Origin of the sequence: Actinomadura sp. WAC 06369 (genome assembly GCF_003947565.1) — a bacterium.
Classification (GTDB): Bacteria; Actinomycetota; Actinomycetes; order Streptosporangiales; family Streptosporangiaceae; genus Spirillospora; species Spirillospora rifamycini.
The window spans coordinates 1-16,958 of record NZ_QHJN01000169.1 but is presented as its reverse complement, the minus strand read 5'-3'; the positions used below and the strand labels follow the sequence as shown (position 1 = coordinate 16,958).

The window sequence follows — 16,958 nt, the reverse complement described above, 5'->3', positions numbered from 1 at the left end:
CGCACCAGGCTCGCGACCGTCCCGGCGACCGCCCCGGCCACGAGCAGCCCCGCCGCGCCCACGGCCGTCCACACGACGACCCGGTCCGACGCCCGCCGCCGGAACCGCCCGGCTGCCCCGGCCGTCCCGCACCGCCGGGCGCGCCCGGCATGTCGGCCATGCCGGATGCGTCGGGCTCGCCGCCGGAACCGCTCGGCTGGTTCGCGGCGCTGGGGGTGCTGGATGGGTATGGCAGGCCGGACGTGCCGGGTTCGGCGCTCGCGGATGCCGCGGATGCCGTGGATGCCGCGGAGGCGAGGTCGAAGGCGGCCGGCGGTGGGGGGATCATGACGAGGCCGGCGAGGAGCGCCTCGGGCGGGAGGAGGTCGCGGCCCCGGTCGGCGCACGCGGGGCACGCGCGGACGTGCCGGGCGATGCGCTTGCGCCAGAGCGGCGACGGGCGGCCGTCCCAGCGGTCGAGGGGAAGTTCGCCGCAGCGCGGCGGCGCGAGCGCGCGGACGACGGCGCGGCACGTCGCGAGCTGCGCCTTCATGCGCTGGACCCGGACGGCGGCGTGCGCGGGGGTCACGCCGAGCCCGTCGGCGAGCTCGCGGCGGGTGACGTGGCCGGACGCCTCCAGCCACCAGAGGGCGAGGACGTCGCGCTCGCCGGGGTCGAGCCAGCGGGTGGCGTCGGCGACCTCGCGGCGCTGCCCGGCGAGTTCGAGGCGCAGCACGGCCGTCTCCGCGAAGTCCGGGGCGGGTTCGGCCAGCCGGGCGAGGGCGTCCGGGTCGACGGGGGCGCGGCGGCGCAGCGCCGCCCACCGGCTGCGGACCTGGTTCATCGCGATGGAGACGAGCCAGGAGCGGAAGCTGGCGGGTTCGCGGAGGCCGTCGAGGCCGCCGAGCGCGCGCAGCAGCGACTCCTGCACGACGTCGTCCACGTCGGCGTGGCCGTCCAGGGCCCAGCCGACCACGTTGTAGAGGAGCGGCAGGTGTTCGGCGACCAGGGCGTTCCTGGCCGCGGGGTCGCCGTCCTGCGCCGCCCGCACGAGCGTGGCCACGTCCTTGGGCACGGGCTTCACCGTCCTTCCGAGAGCTCCTCAGGAGACGCCCCGGAACGCGGCGGATAACACGAAATGCCGGTGATCGAGGGTTTGCGGGCCATCGCCGTAGCATGGCAAAGACGCCGCCCGGCGGCGATCCGCCCGGCGCTATTCGTCCGCGGCGAGGACGCCCGCGGACCACAGCATCCGGACGTGCTCGATCAGCGGCGGGCCCAGCGCGAGCAGCGCGTCCGCGTCCTGCTCGGCGACCGGCGGCGTCACCATCGCGCTCGTCGCCGCGACGATCGTCCGGCAGGCGAACCGGACGGACTCGTCCTCGGCGCCCACCAGGTCGGCGAGCGCCCCGGCGATGATCTCCTGGGTGCGGGCGCGGCGGTCGATCGCCTCGGGGCCGGCCGCGTAGACCTCGACGAGGAACAGCCGCGCGTAGGGCAGTTCGGCGGCGAGCGCCCGCAGGTAGGCGCCGATCGCGCGCTCGCACAGCGCGAGCCGGTCGGCGGGCGTCCCGCCGGCCGCGGCGCCCCGGGCGACGCCGACGTCGGCGGCGAGCCGCTCCAGCAGGAGCTCGCCCGCGCCCGCGAAGGCGGCCATGAAGCAGTCGAGCTTGGAGTCGAACAGCTCGTAGAAGCTCTGCCGCGACACGGTCGCCCGCTGCAGCACGTCCGCGACGGACGTGTCGACGTACCCCTTCTCGGCCATCACCTCGGCCATCGCCCGGCACAGCCGGGCCCGCTGGATGCGCCGCACCTCCTCGCGCGCCAGGGCGTGGCGGCCGCGGGGCAGGCGGCGGGTCTGCGGTTCGGGCATCCGCCCACGATAGAACGTCCCGGCCCCGGAGAGAACGCCCCGGGCGCGGCGGGTGGGCGGCGCGGACCGGGGCATGTCCGGGGCATGGGGGGCTGGTTCACTCGGGAGATCGTCGACACCGGACGGCTGCGCCTGTTCGTGTTCCTGGTGGCGTTCATCGCGGCGTTCCTGTTCATCCGGTTCAGCGTGCGGATGATCCGGGCGGGGGTGCGGTGGTGGCCGGGGAACGTCACGCCGGGCGGCCACCACATCCACCACGTGGTGTTCGGGCTGGTGTTCATGTGCGTGGGCGGTGTCGGCGGGCTGCTGGTGGAGGACGGCTCGTCGGCGGCGGCCGGGGTGCTCGCGGGCGTGTTCGGGGTCGGGACCGCGCTCGTCCTGGACGAGTTCGCGCTCGTGCTGCACCTGAAGGACGTCTACTGGACGCGGCAGGGGCAGCTGTCGGTCGAGGTGGTGTTCATCGCGATCGCGCTGTGCGGGCTGGCGCTGCTGGGGCTGCGCCCGCTGGGGATCGGGGACGAGCGCGACGAGGGCGAGGCCGCGTGGGCGGTCGCGCTGACGCTGCTGTTCAACCTGTTCGTCGCGCTGGTCGCCCTGGTCAAGGGCAAGGTGTGGACGGGGCTGATCGGCCTGTTCGTCGGCGTGGTGGCGATCGTGGGCGCGGTCCGGCTGGCGCGTCCGGAGTCGCCGTGGGCGCGCCGCCGGTACGGGGAGCGCAAGCTCGCGCGGGCCGCCGCCCGCGACGCCCGGCTGCGGGGGCCCGTCCAGCGCTGGGCCACCGCGCTCGCCGATCTGGTCGCGGGCCGCCCGTCGTCCCCGTCCTGACCGCCCGGCGCCCCTGAGCGGCCGGACCGGTCAGCCCGCGGTCGGGGGTTTCTCGCCGAACGCCCAGCCCGCGTCGAGCTGCTCCCTGATCGGCGGCCAGTCGCCCAGCGTCGCGTGCGCCTTCTTCGGCAGGCCGTCGACGTTCCCGGAGGCCATGACGACGAAGAAGCCGATGACGGCCGCGAAGATCAGCAGGAACGGCAGGACGGGCGGCGCGCCCGCGACGATCAGCGCGATGCCGAGGGCGAGCGTCCCGGCGGTGCCGAGGCAGCCGAAGCCCGTCACGTTCCGGCCGCGGGACCGGTGCGCGGCGGCGCAGGCGGCGCAGCGCGGCACCCGGGCGGTCAGCTTCCGCCAGGTGGTCTGGATCTGGCGCGCCGGGTAGTAGCCGACGACCTGCTGCTGGACGTCGCCGTGCATCCGCTTCTCGTACGTCGCGTCGTCGTCGGCGGGGTTCTCCCGGCAGAACCAGCAGGTCGCGTAGAGCCGGTTCTCGCCGACGGTCTCGATGTTCGCGCGGATCCGGGACCGGACGGTCACCGTCGCGGCGACGGGCTCGGCGCGTTCGAGGATCTCCTCGGCCGTCGCCCAGTCCTTGGTCGTGTTGCCGTACAGCACCGTGCACTGCTGGACGCGTTCGGCGATCTCGTCCCGGACGCCCTCCAGCAGCGGGTGGGCCGGGGTGAGGATCTCGCCGAGCGCCTCCAGCGCGGCACGGGAGTGGTCGAGGATGTGGACGGCCTCGTCGCGGGCGGTGTCCGGGGACGTCCGGGCGCGGTCGAGCGCGGAATCCCCGAGCGCCCGGAGCCGGTTCAGCTCGGGCGCGGCCGCCGCGCGGAACGCGGTGTCGACGGCCGCCTCGTCGAACCCGGACGTGCGGATCACCCCGGCGAGCGCGACCCCGCCCTTCGCGTCGCCGCCCAGGGACGTCCCGACGGCGGCCTCGGCGGCGATCCGCAGCAGCACGGCGGGCAGCCGTTCACGCAGCTCGCCGGCCGTGCCGGGGCCGAGGCGCGGGTCGTCGGCGGCGCGGGCGCGGGCGGCGACCAGGTCCCAGAACGCGTCGGTGTCGAGGACGGTCCGCCAGTGCCGCAGCGCCGGTTTCCACAGGTCGCGGCCGCCGGGACCGTCTGCGGCGGTGTCGGCGTCGAGGTAGCCGTCGAGGGCCTGGGCGTGGGCGAGGACGGCGAGGTTGTGCGCGGCGACGGCGGCGGCGCGGCCGGGCGCGGGGTCGGCCCACAGCCGTTCGGCGTCGTGCGGGCGCCCATCCCGCAGGGCGTCGAGGGCCTCGTCGCGGGCGCCCTCGACGGCCGCGTTGTGCGCGGGCCAGAACCAGAACAGCTCGTCCTCGAGGCGGCGGACCGGGTCGCGCAGCCGCTGCAGCGCCTCCTGGACGGCGTCCGGTTCGGGCGGCGGGCGGAGCGGCAGCGGTCCCGGGGCGCCGCCCGCGCCCGCGCCGAGCCGGGCCTTGACCCGCAGCTCCTCCGCGCGGCGCCGGATGTCGCGGGCCGTCGCGTGGACGGAGAGGCCGGCGACCCGGAACGCGTTGCGCCGGTACAGGTCGGTTCCGGCGTTCGCGAAGAACGCCGCCGCGTTCCGGTCCCGCGTGCTCATCGTCCCTCCACTGCGGAAACGCGCAGGCTGACCGTGCGGTCGCGGGGGTCGCCGGGGACCGCGTCGCCGCCGTGCGGCGGGTCCAGGCCGGCGAGCGTCGACAGCGTGAACCGGGCCGTGGGGATCCCCGCGGACGCGCGCAGCGCCTCCCGGGCGACCGTGGCCCGCATCATCCCGATCTCGACGTTGCTCGCGTACTCGCCGCCGGGACGGACGGCCGTGCGGTCGGTGTGGCCGACGACCGCGACCGCGAGCCGCCCGGCGTGCGGGCGCAGCCGCTCGCCGAGCGCGGCGAGCGCCGCCCGTCCGTCCGGGGTGAGCTCCGCGCCCGCGCCGAACAGGCCGCGGTCGAAGGTGACCGCGATCTCCCCGGCGCGGCGTTCCGCCCGCACCCCGGGGACGTCCAGGTCCAGCCCGGTGAGCGGGTCGGCGGACGCCGGCGGCGCGGCCGGCGCCGACGCCGCGGGCGCCGGGGCGGCCGGGAGGGCCGCGGGCGCGTCGTCGTCCGCCCAGAGCGCGGCGAGCAGGACGAGCGCGAGCAGCGCCGCGGCCGCGCCGCCCGCGCGGAGCAGGACGCGCGCGGTGAGCGCCCGGCCGGGGCCGGTGGCGGCCGACCGCGCGCGCAGCTCGGCGATCCGGGCGCGGCCCCGGGCGGCGCCGGCGTCGCCCGGGGACAGCGCGGCGGCCTCGGCCCAGCAGCGGTCGGCGTCGTCCAGCCGGCCCTGCTGCGCGTACATGCGGGCCCGCAGGTCGAGGACGTCCGCGCCGTGCTCGCCGTCGAGCAGCGCCGCGGCCTCCGCGTACCGTCCGGCGCGGGCGAGGACGCGGGCCTGGGCGAGCGCCGCCTCCCGCGCCGCGAAGGACGCGGACGGCGGCGCGGGCGGCGACGCCGGGTCCGGTGCGCGCGCGGGGCCGCTCATCGGCCGCGCCGGACCGTGCTGAAGGGGTCGGGCGGGGGCGGCGGCGACGGGAGCATCTCGCCGAGCGCCGCGTTGACCTGCCGCAGCGTGTCGACGTCGCCGGACTCGGCGGCGCGCCGCCCGGCGGCCACCAGCCGTCCGGCCTCCTCCCGGTCCCGCATCTCGGGCTGGAGGGTCTCCAGTTCGTTGAACGCGAGGAACGCGAGGTCGCCGGACTCGTCCAGCACCCGCATCGCGAGCAGCCGCAGCTCGTCGATGCGCTGCCGCAGCAGGTCGGCGTCGTGCGCGGTGATCGCCTCCTGGACGGCGTCCTCGGCGGCTTCCAGCATCGGCTGGTCGCCGGGGCGGCCGCGCTCCCGGACGATCTCCCGCAGCACCGGGACGGCCTCGCGGGCCTCCTGGACGAGCTGCGGCCATTCGAGTTCGTCCTCGGCCTCGTCCACCGCGGCCCGCAGGTCGAGCAGCCGCCGCGCGGCGGCGGCGGCCGCGTCCGGGTCGACCCGGGCGGCGTCCACCTCGGCGTCGAGGTCGGGGACGATCCGCTCGGCGTCGATCCGGGCGAGCACCGCGGCGGCGCGCGCGTCGCCGAACTCGTCGACGCGGCGGCGCACCGCGGCCAGCCGCCGCTTCTCGGCCGCGGCGTCGCGGGCGAGGTCGTCGGCCGCCGGCACCGACTCGGTCTGCAGGTTCAGGACGTGCTCGAACTCCTCGTCCAGGATCGGGACGTACGCGCGCGCGACCACGAGCCTCGACTCGTCGATCGCGATGGTCATCTCGACGTCGCTGCCCTCGGGGACGTCCCGGGTGACCTGCTCCGCGTCGACCTCCAGCCGGCCGATGCGGCGGTTGCGGTCGGCGCGGTGGTGCTCGCCCTCCACCACCGGGATGCGGATCATGCCGTCGCCGCTGCCCCGGCTGACGGTGACCGTCGTGCTCAGCTTGGTGCGGCGGCGCGCCGGGAGCGGCGTGCCCTTCCGGAACAGCCACTCGACCTCGTTGTCGGCGAGGCCGATCCCGATGGAGTGGGTGAGCGGCGGCTGCGTCTCGACGATCCCGACCGTGTAGGTGAGCGTGCCGGGCGTGACCGGGCGGCGGTCGCCGGTGGCGTTCGTCAACTCGATCTCGAAGGTGTTCGCGCGTCCCTTCTCCGCCCAGAGCGTCGCGGTGAACGTGCCGTCCGGCGCCAGCGGGACCCGACCGCTGCGCCAGGGCGGCTTGGCGTCGGGGTTGACGAACTCCACGGAGCAGCCCGCGGTGTCCGCGCCGGCCACCCGGCCGCCGACGAACGGCTCGATGTCCGGTCCGACCGGGCGGTACTCCAGCTCGACGGCGTACTCGCCGCTCGCCGCCGGGGGCGGCGGCGCGTCGACGGCGTCGAGCCGCTGCCCGCCCGCGAAGATCGCGGCGCCGCGCGCGACGACGGTGAGCGGGTCCTGGCTGTGGTCGAGGGCGATGCCGAGGCCCTCGCGCGGGTCGGCGAGCCGCTCCCGCAGGTACGGCATCAGCGTCGGGCCGCCCACCAGCAGGACCTTCTCGATGTCCCCGGGGCCGAGGCGGCTCTCCGCCAGCGCCTTGCGGCTCAGGTTGACCGACCGGACGATCAGCGGCTCCATCAGCCGCTCCACCTCGGCGCGCGTCAGGTCGTAGATGAAGTCCCGGGGCTCGCCGGCCGCGTCGGCGATCTCGACCGTGATCGCCGCCTCGTCGGCCCGGGACAGCTCGATCTTGGCGGCCTCGGCGGCCCACTTCAGCTTGGCCATGTTGCGGCGCTGCGCGGGGTTGCCGCGGCGCAGGTCGTCGACGCGGAACTCCGCGGCGACCGCCGGGACCAGCACTTCCTCGACGATGGCCCAGTCCAGCAGCTTGCCGCCGAGGTAGTTGTCGCCGCAGTGGTTGACGACGGTGAACTCGCCGTCGCGCACGTTGACGACGGCGGCGTCGAAGGTGCCGCCGCCGATGTCGTAGACGAGCCAGAACGCGTTGTCGGTGTCGGTCTGGAACCCGTACGCGGACGCGGCCGCGGTGGGCTCCTGCAGCAGCGGGGCGTACGGCAGCCCGGCCAGTTCGGCGGCGCGCCGGGTGGCGTCGCAGGCGCTGAGCTCGAAGGCGGCGGGCACGGTGATGACCGCCGCGCCGATCTCCTCGCCGTGGTGCTGGACGACGTCGTGCCGCAGCGACCGCAGCACCTCGGCCGACATCTCCTCGGGCGTCATCGTGCGCCCGGCGGCGGGGAACTCCTTGGGTCGGCCGGTGGTGCCCATCCGCAGCTTGAACTCGACGCACGTGTTGTCCGGGTCGTCCTCGCTGCGCTGCTTGGCCCGCATCCCGACCTGGAGCCTGCCGCGCCGGTCGAGCATCACCGCCGACGGGGTCGTGTCGGAGCTGACGTTGTTCTTGATGACCTCCGCGCCGACGCCGCTCAGCATCGCGATCGCGCTGTTGGTGGTGCCGAGGTCGATACCGAAGTCGATCGTGGTCCTGGTCATCGTCCGCGCGTCTCCTCCATCGCTCCGGAGGCCGGTCCGGCGGCGCCCGGTTCCTCGGTCCGTTCCGGGGTGCCCACGATGACCTCCGCCATCTGGATCGAGCGGTCGTCGAGGTAGACGCCCGGCCGCACGGTCTCGATGATCTGCTCCCGGTGCAGCCCCGGGGTGGGCTGGTAGGCCGCCACGGACATCGCGAGCCCGTGGTCGAACGGCTCGCCCGCGTGGTCCTTGATCTCGACCCCCGCGTCGGCGAAGGCGTCCCAGGCGGACTCCAGGTGCCGGACGAGCGCGCGCGGCGGGTCGTCCATCCGCTCGATGCGCGCGCGCAGCCGCCACAGGCTCGTCGCCACGTCCACGAGCGACCGTCCGCCCAGCCCGGCGGGCTCCGCGGCGGCGGCCTCCAGGCGCGCCGACTCGGTGAGCGCGGCGAGCGCGTCGGCGGGCCACGCGGGCGCCGCGATCCGGAATTCCGGGGGGTACCGCCATTGCCGGAGCGCGCCCCGGCTTCCCCCGACGAAGCGTCCCATCCGGTGCGTTCCTCCCGATCACGGCTGATCCGGAGTGCGATTTTCGTCGCGCCGAAGAGGGACTGTCTAGGTCGATTTACCTACTCTCCCGGCCTTTCTCGGACCCTGACCGGATTCGGCCAGGAAAGAATTGATACAGGACCGCATTCGGGTCCCATATTTCCCATAAGCCCCAAACACTCGAAAAATGGGGGCTGTCCGGCTCGTCGACGCCGCCCACATGCGCCACGCCGCCAGCACCCTCCGCAAGGCGGAGCTCGCCGGCCCGCGCCCCGCATGACCGGCCCGGCCGTCGAAGTGGTCGAGCCGCGCGCCGGCGGCTGCGTCGTCCGCTGCAGGGCGATCGACACCACGCCCCCGCCCACGCCGAGCCGCCGCCGCCCGGCCCGGGTCCGATGCGGTGATCGGGTTGGTCCGGGGGTGGGCGGCGGCGGAACCGGTGCGGCGGGGGATCCGGGACGCGATCGTGCTCGGGCTGTCGCGTCCGTGGTGGTTGTGGCCGGTCAGGCGGCTCGCGCTCCGGTGGCGGTGATCAGCCGGCCGGGGGCGTCCAGTCGGCGGGGATGTGGGCGAGGCGGACGCGCTGGGGGTGGTCGCCGACCGGGACGGACGCGATCTTGCGGCCGGTGGCGAAGCTGATCGCGGTGACCTGGTCGGTGCCGCTCTCGGAGATGACGCACGACTTCCCGTCGCCGCTGACGGTGGCCCAGTAGGGCTTGGACGCGGTGACCAGGGGGCCTTCCTGCAGGGTGGCGCGGTCGACGACCGTGGCGTAGTCGTCCATCGTGCCCGCGATGCAGAGCTTCGAGCCGTCGGGGCTCATCGACATGCCGTGGTGGCGGGAGTCGTTGACGAACGTGGTGCGGTCGTCGCTGGTCTCGGGGTTCTTCGGGAGCTCCTTGACGCGGGTGATCGTGTCGGACTCGACGTCGTACTCGAGGAAGCCGTTGAAGAACGACACCTGGAAGTACAGCTTCGACTCGTCGGGGGTGAACGCGACGGGGCGGACGGAGTCGGAGAGGTCCTCGCGGCCGAAGGCGTCGAGGCGGTCGCGCATGTCGATGGTGCGGACGGTCTCGAAGGTGGTGGTGTCGGCGATGGTGATCTTCCGGTCGCCCTTGGTGAAGTCGAGCCAGGGCGCGTCCAGGTCGTTGTTGACCTCGCCGATCGACATGTTCCAGAGGTAGCGGCCGTCCTGCGTGTAGACGTTCTCGTGCGGCTTGTCGCCGGTGGCGAACGAGCCGAGCTGCTCGCCGGTCTCGATGTCGAGGACGTGCACGGTGTTGGACGTCGAGGCGGAGACGGCGACGGAGTTCCCGTCGGGCGAGACGGCCATGTGGTCGGCGCGGTGGCCGGAGACGGGGAAGCGCCAGTTGAGGTCGCCGGTCTCGAGGTCGATGGAGACGACGTCGGCGAAGCTGGGGCGGGAGACGACCATGGAGCGGCCGTCGGGGGTGGAGTACATGTCGTCGACGTACTGGTCGTGGCCCTCGCCGACGGTGATGCGGATGCCGAGGAAGAAGACCAGCTTGACCGGGTCGCTGTAGATCTCCTGGAGGCGCTCCTCCTTGTCGGGGACGACGTTGATCCGGCCGATGGCCTCGAAGTCGCCGCGCGCCTCGATGACGTGGGCGGTGCCGTCCCAGTTGTTGCCGACGAACATCACCTCGCGGAGCTCCGCCGCGTCGGCGGGGGCGGCGGCGAGTGTGGCGGTGAGGGCCGCGGCGGCGAGGCCGCAGCTGATCGTCCGGGGCTTCATGGCCGCTCCTCGCGGTGTTACTTTTCGGTAGCCGATAGGAAAGCAAGCGCCCGTCCGCTCCGGATAGGGCGCGGCGGACAACACGGTGCATGTTGGTTGGAACCGGCCCACAACCCCGGCGGTGATCGTGCACGAGGAGTTCGCTTCGGTGCTGCGCGGGATGGCCGCGGACGCGAGCGTGATCGAGGAGATCGTCCGGGCGGCGCGGAGCCAGTCGCCGCCGGTGGCGCGGCTGCCGGAGGAGGAGACGCGGCGGCACGTCGCGCTGGTGCTGCCGGTGGTGCTCGCGCGGGAGGGCGACCTGGCGGCGGCGGCGCGGCTGGGCGCGGACCGCGCGGCGCAGGGGGTGCCGATCACGGCGCTGCTGCACGGGGTGCAGGCGGGACGGAGCCGCGCGGCGCAGATCGCGGTGGTGCGGGGCCGGGCGGCGGGCGTGCCGGAGCGGGTGATGCTGACGGCGCTGCTGGAGCTCGAACCGCGGGTGGGGGCGCTGGAGCGGGCGGTGGTGAACGGGTACCGGACGGCCGAGCTGGAGCTGGCGGGGACGGCGCGGGACGTCCGGTTCCAGGTGCTGCGGCGGCTGCTGCACGGCGAGGTCCCGGCGGAGGAGGACGTCCTGCACGCGGGGCTGCGGCCGGACGGGCTGTACCGGTGCCTGGCGTCGAACGTCGCCGACCCGGTGCAGGTGCGGGCGGTGGAGCGGCGGCTCGCGGTGTGCGGCGGCGTGTTCGGGCTGGTGGACGGGCGGTTGTCGGGCCTGACGCCGCGGCTGCCGGACGGGCTGGACGCGGACGTGCTCGTGGTGTGCGCGCCGCCGGCGCGGCTCGGCGAGGCCGCCGGAATGTACGCGCTGTGCGGGTCCGCGCTGGTGGCGGCGGAGGCGCGGGGGCTGCGCGGGCTGCGGGAGCTGACAGATCTCGCGGGCGTGACGGCGCTGGCGGCGCAGCCCGCGCTGGCGGGGCTGCTGAACCGGACGCTGCTGGGCCCGCTGAACCCGGACGACTCGTTCCACCGGGAGCTCGCGGCGACCGCGCTGGCGTACCTGGACCACGAGCGCCGGCTGGACCGGACGGCCGCGGCGCTGCACGTCCACCCGAACACCGTCCGGTACCGGCTGGGGCGGCTGGAAGAGGTCGTCGGCGCGTCGCCGGGCACGGAAGGCACGGTCCTCGACGCCCTGCGCTGGTGGTGGGCCCTCCACACCTGGCTGGAACCCGGCGAGTGACGCCCGCCCGCGAGCGCCCCGGCGAGGGCCCCGGCCGGGGCGGCCGGGGCCCGCCGGGTCAGGGGACGTCGAGGGCGGTCGCGAGGCGGTCGAGGTGCAGGGCCGCGTCGCCGTGGGCGAGGGCGGCCGACATCGCGTGGCGGGAGAACAGGTGCAGGTCGTGCTCCCGGGTGAAGCCGATCGCGCCGTGCACCTGGTGGCCGAGCGCGCACACCCGCTCGTACGCCTCGCTCACCCACGCCTTGGCGGTCGCGACGTCCGCGGCGGCCTCCCGTCCGGCCGACAGCCGCCAGATCGCCTCGTAGGCGATGAAGCGGGAGCCGAGGACGTCGACGGCCATGTCGGAGCAGTGGTGCTGCACCGCCTGGAACGTCCCGATGGGGCGGCCGAACTGGCGCCGCTCCCCCGCGTACGCGACCGTCATGTCGAGCACCCGCTGCGCGCCGCCGACCATCTCCGCGCAGGCCGCCGCGGCGCCGAACAGGGAGACCGCGTCCGCGGCGGCCCGGTCGGCGCCGAGGACGCCGTCCGGTGCGACGCGGACGCCCGCGAGGTCGAGGTGGCACGGGCGGTCGAAACCGAGCGTCCCCGCCGGGCGCGGGGTCGCGGCCGACGCGTCGGCCCAGAACGCGCGGGGTTCGCCGTCCAGCCGCGCCACGACGAGGACGTTCTCGGCGGACGCGGCGAACGGGACGAACGTCGCGACGCCGTCGAGGACGTACCCGGCCCCGTCGGGGCGGGCGACCGGCCCCTCGCCGGGCCGGTCCCACGGGAGGGGCGCGGCGGTCGCGACGCGCCCGGCGGCGATCCCGCCGAGCCACCGCTCCCGCTGCTCCGGGGTGCCGAACCGGGCGATCGGCATGCCGCACGCGGCGACGGACGCGGCGAGCGGGCTCGGGACGAGCGCGTACCCGAGCTCCTCGAACAGCAGGCAGGCGTCGACGAAGTCGCCGCCTGCGCCGCCGGCGTCCGCGGGGAAGGGCAGGCCGGTCCAGCCGAGCCCGGCCATCTCCTTCCACAGGTCCGCCGAGTGCCCCGCCGGGTCGCCGTCCACCGCCCGCGCCCCGGCGGCCGCGCCGCGGGAGGCCAGGAGCCCGCGGGCGGTCGCGGCGATGAGCTCCTGGTCCTCGGTGCGGGTCAGGTCCATGGCGGGATCTTGTCGGAGCGGACCCACACGCCCGGCCGTTCCTCCCAGAACAGCTGGACGAGGACGCCGCCGGTGTGCTTCGGGTGGATGAACGCGTCCCGCCACGCGGCGCCGTCGGTGGCGCCCTCGTTCTCGCCGAACGTGGGGGTGTCGCGGTCGCGGCAGGCGTCCATGGCGCGGTCCCAGTCGGCGACCTCGAACGTGACGTGGTGCGCGGCGGCGCCGTTGCGGTCCCAGAACCGCTCGATGAACGAGTCCGCGCCGCGCGGCATGATCACCTCCCAGCAGACCGCCGAGCCGGGGATGTTAAGGACGAGGTCGGCCATGTCGGGGTGCTCGTCGTCGGCGGTGCGCCAGACCTGGACGAACCCGGCGAGGTCGCGGTACCAGCGGGCGAGCTCGTCGCGGTCGGGGTACGCCTGGCAGACGTGGTCGAGCGCGACGATGCCGAGGGACGGTCCGCCGGGTGCGTCCCACGGGCCGGTCGCGGCGTCCGGGGTGTCGCCGCACATGGCGAGGCCGCCGGGGCCGCGGAGGCGCCAGAGGACGCCGGGTCCGCGTTCGGGCGGGCTGAGGGACGCCTCCAGCCAGCGGCCGCGCTCGCCCGCGGTGGGTTTGATGCCGCGGACCTCCAGTTCGGCGCGGGCGGCTTCGAGGTCGGGCACCTCGGCGCCGACGTGGTGCAGGCCGGGGCGCCCGCCGTGGTCGTCGAGGAACGTCTGCAGGGCGGAGCCGTCCCCGGCGGGCTCCACGACCTCCCACGCCTGGCCGTGACTGCCGGGGATCTCCAGGCGGGCGCCGCGCGCGCCCTCGGCGGGGTTGTCCCATGTGCGCGCGCGCCGGAAACCGAAGAGGCCCTCCAGGAGCGCGACCTGGGCGTCGAGGTCGGTGGTCACCTGCGCGACGTGGTCGATCCGGTAGATCTGCACGGGTGCCTCCTAGCTCGGGTGGGGTTCGATCCAGTCGTAACCGCTGGTGACGAGTTCCTTGACGAGGCGCAGGTTGTAGCGGTTCATCGCCGCGATGCGCCGCGCCAGCTCGCCGACCCGCTCGCCGAACTCCGCCGCCGGGTACACGTCGTTGACGAGCCCGAGCCGCAGCGCGCGCTCGGCGTCGATGCGGGCGCCGGTGAACAGCAGCTCCTTCGCGCGGGCCTTGCCGATCCGCTCCGGGAGCCGCTTGACGCCGCCCCAGCCGGGCGCCGACCCGCCGTACTCGGGCTGGTCGGGGTCGCCGTCCTCGGTCATCTTCGGGCGGTACGGGGGCCGCGCCGACAGGGTGATCTCGACCAGGCCGACCTTGGCGTCGTCGGACGCGACGATGAAGTCCGCGGCGAGCGCCAGTTCGAGGCCGCCGCCGACGGCGTAGCCGTGCACGGCCGCGACGACCGGGACGGACGCGCGCTCCATCATCGCGAACGTCTTCTCGCCGAGGCGCCCCTGCTCGACGCGCTCGCGCGGGGTCAGCTTCTCGGACCAGGCGAGGTCCATCCCGGCGCAGAACGCGCGCTCCCCGGCGCCGCGCAGGACGACGACGCAGACGTCCTCGTCGTCGTCGACGCGGGTGAAGACGTCCCGCAGCTCGTGCATCGTCGCGGGGGTGAGCGCGTTGAGCTTGTCGGGCCGGTTCAGGGTCAGCCAGGCCACCCGTTCGTCGAGCCTCAGGTCGATGGTCTCGTAGTCGCCGTATCCGGTGTCGGGCATGCGCTTCTCGCTCCTCCTGGTGGGGGTCGGTCAGCGGGGCAGGTTCAGGCCCCGGGTGGCGATGACGTTCCGCTGGATCTCGGTGGTGCCGCCGAGGAAGGTGGACGCGACCGAGTCGCGGACCATGTGGGTCCAGTAGGCGTTCATGGGCGCGTCGTCGCGTTCCCAGAGGTCGGCGTACCGCCCGAACGCGCGCGCGCCGGTGCGCGCAAGGCGCTGGTGGAGTTCCGCTCCGAAGAGCTGGTTGACGGACGCCTCGTATCCCGGTTCTTCACCCGCCGCCTGGCGCGACACGGTGTAGCGGGCGAGGTTGTACAGCACCCGGATCTCGGTGTGGCGGCGGGCGATCTCCCGCCGCAGGTCCGCGTCCGCGCGGGCGAACCGGGCGCCGTCCCGGGAGCGCAGGTACGCGACGAGCCCGGCGAGCGCCTGCTCGTACTTGATCGTCGCGCCGATCCCGGCCCGCTCGAAGCCGAGCGCGGTCATCGCGACGTACCAGCCGCGGTTCTCCTCGCCGACGCGGTTCGCGACCGGCACCCGGACGCCGTCGAAGAAGATCTCGCAGAACGGCGCGGCGCCCCGCAGGTCGGTGATGGGGCGGATCGTGACGCCCGGCGCGTCCGCCTCGACGAGCAGGAACGTGATGCCGCGGTGGCGGGGGTCGGCGCCGGGGTCGGTGCGGACGAGGACGAACAGCCAGTCGGCGTACTGGCCGAGCGACGTCCACACCTTCTGCCCGTCCACCACGTACACGTCGCCGTCGCGGACCGCGCGGGTGCGCAGGGACGCGAGGTCGGAGCCGGAGCCGGGCTCGGAGAACCCCTGCGCCCACGTCGCCTCGCCGCGCGCGATGGGCGGGAGGTGCGCGGCCTTCTGCTCGTCCGTCCCGTGCATCAGGAGCGTCGGGCCGAGGAGGAACGCGCCGATGCCGTTCACGGTCGGGACGCGCGCGCGCATCATCTCCTCGTGCAGGATGAACTCCTCCATGGGAGACAGGCCCGCACCGCCGAATTCGGACGGCCAGTGGGGTGCGATCCATCCGCGTTGCGCGAGCGCGCGTGCCCACGCGCGCGCGCCGTCCCGCCTTACCGGATCGTCCGATACACGGTCGACCGGCCAGTTGTAGCCCGCGACGTCCTCGGGTTCGAGGCTCTGCTCCTCGCGCCACGCGGGCTTGTACGCGGCGGGGAAGTTCTCCCTGACGAACGTCCGGACCTCTTCGCGGAACGCGGCCTGCTGCGGTGTGTCGTCCCAGTTCACCGGCCGTCCGCCTCCCGGTCCCACGTGGTGGGGGTGATGCCGCCCTCGCCCTGGGCGCGCAGCCGGTACTTGGCGACCTTGTCGGTCGGGGTGCGCGGCAGGGCGTCCACGAACTCGACGTAGCGGGGGACCATCGCGCGCGGCAGCCGCTCCTCGCAGTAGGCGATCAGTTCGGCCGGGTCGAGGCCGAGGTCCGGCTGCACCACGACCGACACCTTGATGTCCTCGTCCTCCAGCTCGGAGGGCACGCCGATCGCGGCGCACTCCAGCACCGCCGGATGATCGTTGATCTCGCACTCCAGGTCGAAGGCCGAGATGTTCTCGCCGCGCCGGCGGATGGCGTCCTTCATCCGGTCGAGGAAGAAGAAATAGCCGTCCTCGTCCCGCCATACCCGGTCTCCGGTGTGAAACCACATATTCCGGAAACAACGGGTGGTCGCCTCCCAGGCGCCGTAATAACCGGTCGTGAGGACGAACGGCTGCTTCGGCCGCAGCACGAGTTCGCCCGGTTCGCCCGGCCCCACCTCCCGGTCCCGCTCGTCCACGACCGCGACGTGGAACCGCTCCTCGTGCGCCGTGCCGCACGAGCCCGTCCGCCACTCCCCGTACGGGCTGCCCGTCGCGATGCCCGCCTCGGTGCTCGTGTACGTCTCGACCGACCGGACCCCGAACCGCTCGCGCAGCGGCTCGTCCAGGTTCGACTTGCCCATGTAGAACGTCTCGAGCCGGTGGTCGCGGTCGCGCGGGGACGGCGGCCGGTTCAGCAGGATCGGGATCATCGAGAACACGCTCATGCACACCCGCGCGTCGAACCGGCGCACGTCGTCCCAGAACCGGGACGCGCTGAACTTCTCCACGATCGCGATCGACCCGCCGCCGAGGAGCGCCGACAGCATCCCGTCCCACAGCGCCGCCGCGTGGAACAGCGGCAGCGGGCAATAGATCGTCTTCCCCCACCGGTCGAGGAAGTCGAGCGAGTCGTACGCGCAGGTCAGCGCGAGCGCGTGCGGCACCATCGCGCCCTTCGACGGGCCCGTGGTGCCCGACGTGTACATGATCGCTTGCAGGTCGCCGAACCCGACCGGGACGCGCACCGGGCCGTCCCCGTCGTCCGGCAGGCCGCCCAGCTCGCGGGCCGGGATGCCGAGCCGGTCGAGGAGGATCCCGGCTCCGGCCGCGTCCCGGACGAGCACGCCCGCCAGCTTCGGGAGCCGCTCGGCCAGGTCGGGGAGCCGCTCGGCGTACGGGCCGTCGATGATCAGCCAGCGGGAGTCGGAACTGGTCAGCACGTGCCGGAGCAGCTCGCCCCGGTAGCCGGTGTTGACCGGGACGGCGACGGCGCCGAGCCGGGCCAGCGCGAACACGAGGGGCACGAAGTCGGGGCAGTTCGGGAGCATCAGCGCCACGTGGTCGCCGCGCGCGACGCCGGCGCCGGACAGCGCCCGCGCCAGCCGGTCGGCGGACGCGTCGACCTCGCCGTAGCTGATGTCGCCGTCCCGGAATCTGAGAAAGGTCTGCCTGCGGTGAATCTGCGCCTGCGACCGGAGAACGTCGCCGAGGACGAAGCTCTCCAGCGTCTCCTTGCGCATCCGGGCCTCCGCTGTCGCTCGGGGGGCATGCGTGGTGACGGGGTGCTGCGG

Annotated in this window: 14 protein-coding genes; 2 read left to right on the top strand and 12 right to left on the bottom strand. The window is 74.8% G+C overall.

What is annotated here, in order from left to right; all coding sequences use genetic code 11:
- Positions 1–1,054, bottom strand: a 1,054-nt coding sequence (locus tag DMH08_RS32440) for an RNA polymerase sigma factor (RefSeq protein WP_199748112.1), incomplete at its 3' end; no start/stop codon positions are given.
- Between the two features lie 138 nt (positions 1,055–1,192).
- Positions 1,193–1,852: a TetR/AcrR family transcriptional regulator gene (locus DMH08_RS32435; RefSeq protein ID WP_125619816.1), complete on the bottom strand. Its 660-nt coding sequence runs from the start codon at positions 1,850–1,852 to the stop codon at positions 1,193–1,195.
- 84 nt (positions 1,853–1,936) lie between these two features.
- On the opposite strand from DMH08_RS32435, the gene DMH08_RS32430 reads away from it, so the two are divergent.
- Positions 1,937–2,677, top strand: a complete 741-nt coding sequence (locus tag DMH08_RS32430) for a hypothetical protein (protein WP_034517825.1) — start codon at positions 1,937–1,939, stop codon at positions 2,675–2,677.
- A gap of 30 nt (positions 2,678–2,707) precedes the next feature.
- Here DMH08_RS32430 and DMH08_RS32425 read toward each other — a convergent pair whose 3' ends face one another.
- From DMH08_RS32425 to DMH08_RS32405, 5 genes are all read right to left on the bottom strand, one after another.
- On the bottom strand, positions 2,708–4,291 hold the full coding sequence (locus tag DMH08_RS32425; RefSeq protein ID WP_026402407.1) for a hypothetical protein: 1,584 nt from the start codon (positions 4,289–4,291) through the stop codon (positions 2,708–2,710).
- Positions 4,288–5,211, bottom strand: coding sequence for a hypothetical protein (locus DMH08_RS32420; RefSeq protein ID WP_051300636.1), 924 nt, complete (start codon positions 5,209–5,211; stop codon positions 4,288–4,290). Before DMH08_RS32420 ends, DMH08_RS32425 begins: the two co-directional genes overlap by 4 nt.
- Positions 5,208–7,697 carry an Hsp70 family protein gene (locus DMH08_RS32415; protein WP_125619814.1) on the bottom strand — a complete coding sequence of 830 codons (2,490 nt, stop codon included), beginning with the start codon at positions 7,695–7,697 and terminating at the stop codon, positions 5,208–5,210. The genes DMH08_RS32420 and DMH08_RS32415 overlap by 4 nt, the downstream gene beginning before the upstream one ends.
- Positions 7,694–8,224 (bottom strand): hypothetical protein, encoded by a 531-nt coding sequence (locus tag DMH08_RS32410; protein ID WP_125619812.1) that lies wholly within the window; start codon positions 8,222–8,224, stop codon positions 7,694–7,696. The genes DMH08_RS32415 and DMH08_RS32410 overlap by 4 nt, the downstream gene beginning before the upstream one ends.
- A 532-nt stretch (positions 8,225–8,756) precedes the next feature.
- Positions 8,757–9,983 carry a YncE family protein gene (locus tag DMH08_RS32405; protein WP_125619810.1) on the bottom strand — a complete coding sequence of 409 codons (1,227 nt, stop codon included), beginning with the start codon at positions 9,981–9,983 and terminating at the stop codon, positions 8,757–8,759.
- Positions 9,984–10,104: 121 nt separating this feature from the next.
- On the opposite strand from DMH08_RS32405, the gene DMH08_RS32400 reads away from it, so the two are divergent.
- Positions 10,105–11,208 carry a helix-turn-helix domain-containing protein gene (locus DMH08_RS32400; RefSeq protein WP_233617932.1) on the top strand — a complete coding sequence of 368 codons (1,104 nt, stop codon included), beginning with the start codon at positions 10,105–10,107 and terminating at the stop codon, positions 11,206–11,208.
- A gap of 58 nt (positions 11,209–11,266) precedes the next feature.
- Here DMH08_RS32400 and DMH08_RS32395 read toward each other — a convergent pair whose 3' ends face one another.
- From DMH08_RS32395 to DMH08_RS32375, 5 genes are read right to left on the bottom strand one after another with little or no spacing between them, the layout of a single operon-like run.
- Positions 11,267–12,355: an acyl-CoA dehydrogenase family protein gene (locus tag DMH08_RS32395; protein ID WP_026402393.1), complete on the bottom strand. Its 1,089-nt coding sequence runs from the start codon at positions 12,353–12,355 to the stop codon at positions 11,267–11,269.
- Entirely contained in the window at positions 12,346–13,284 is a 939-nt protein-coding gene (locus DMH08_RS32390; RefSeq protein WP_026402392.1) for a VOC family protein, read from the bottom strand. The genes DMH08_RS32395 and DMH08_RS32390 overlap by 10 nt, the downstream gene beginning before the upstream one ends.
- 9 nt (positions 13,285–13,293) lie before the next feature.
- Positions 13,294–14,058 (bottom strand): enoyl-CoA hydratase/isomerase family protein, encoded by a 765-nt coding sequence (locus DMH08_RS32385; protein ID WP_125619808.1) that lies wholly within the window; start codon positions 14,056–14,058, stop codon positions 13,294–13,296.
- Between the two features lie 30 nt (positions 14,059–14,088).
- Positions 14,089–15,318 carry an acyl-CoA dehydrogenase family protein gene (locus DMH08_RS32380; protein ID WP_125619806.1) on the bottom strand — a complete coding sequence of 410 codons (1,230 nt, stop codon included), beginning with the start codon at positions 15,316–15,318 and terminating at the stop codon, positions 14,089–14,091.
- Complete coding sequence (locus DMH08_RS32375) at positions 15,315–16,907, bottom strand: AMP-binding protein (protein ID WP_125619804.1); 1,593 nt, start codon at positions 16,905–16,907, stop codon at positions 15,315–15,317. The genes DMH08_RS32380 and DMH08_RS32375 overlap by 4 nt, the downstream gene beginning before the upstream one ends.
- Between the last annotated feature and the right edge of the window lie 51 nt (positions 16,908–16,958).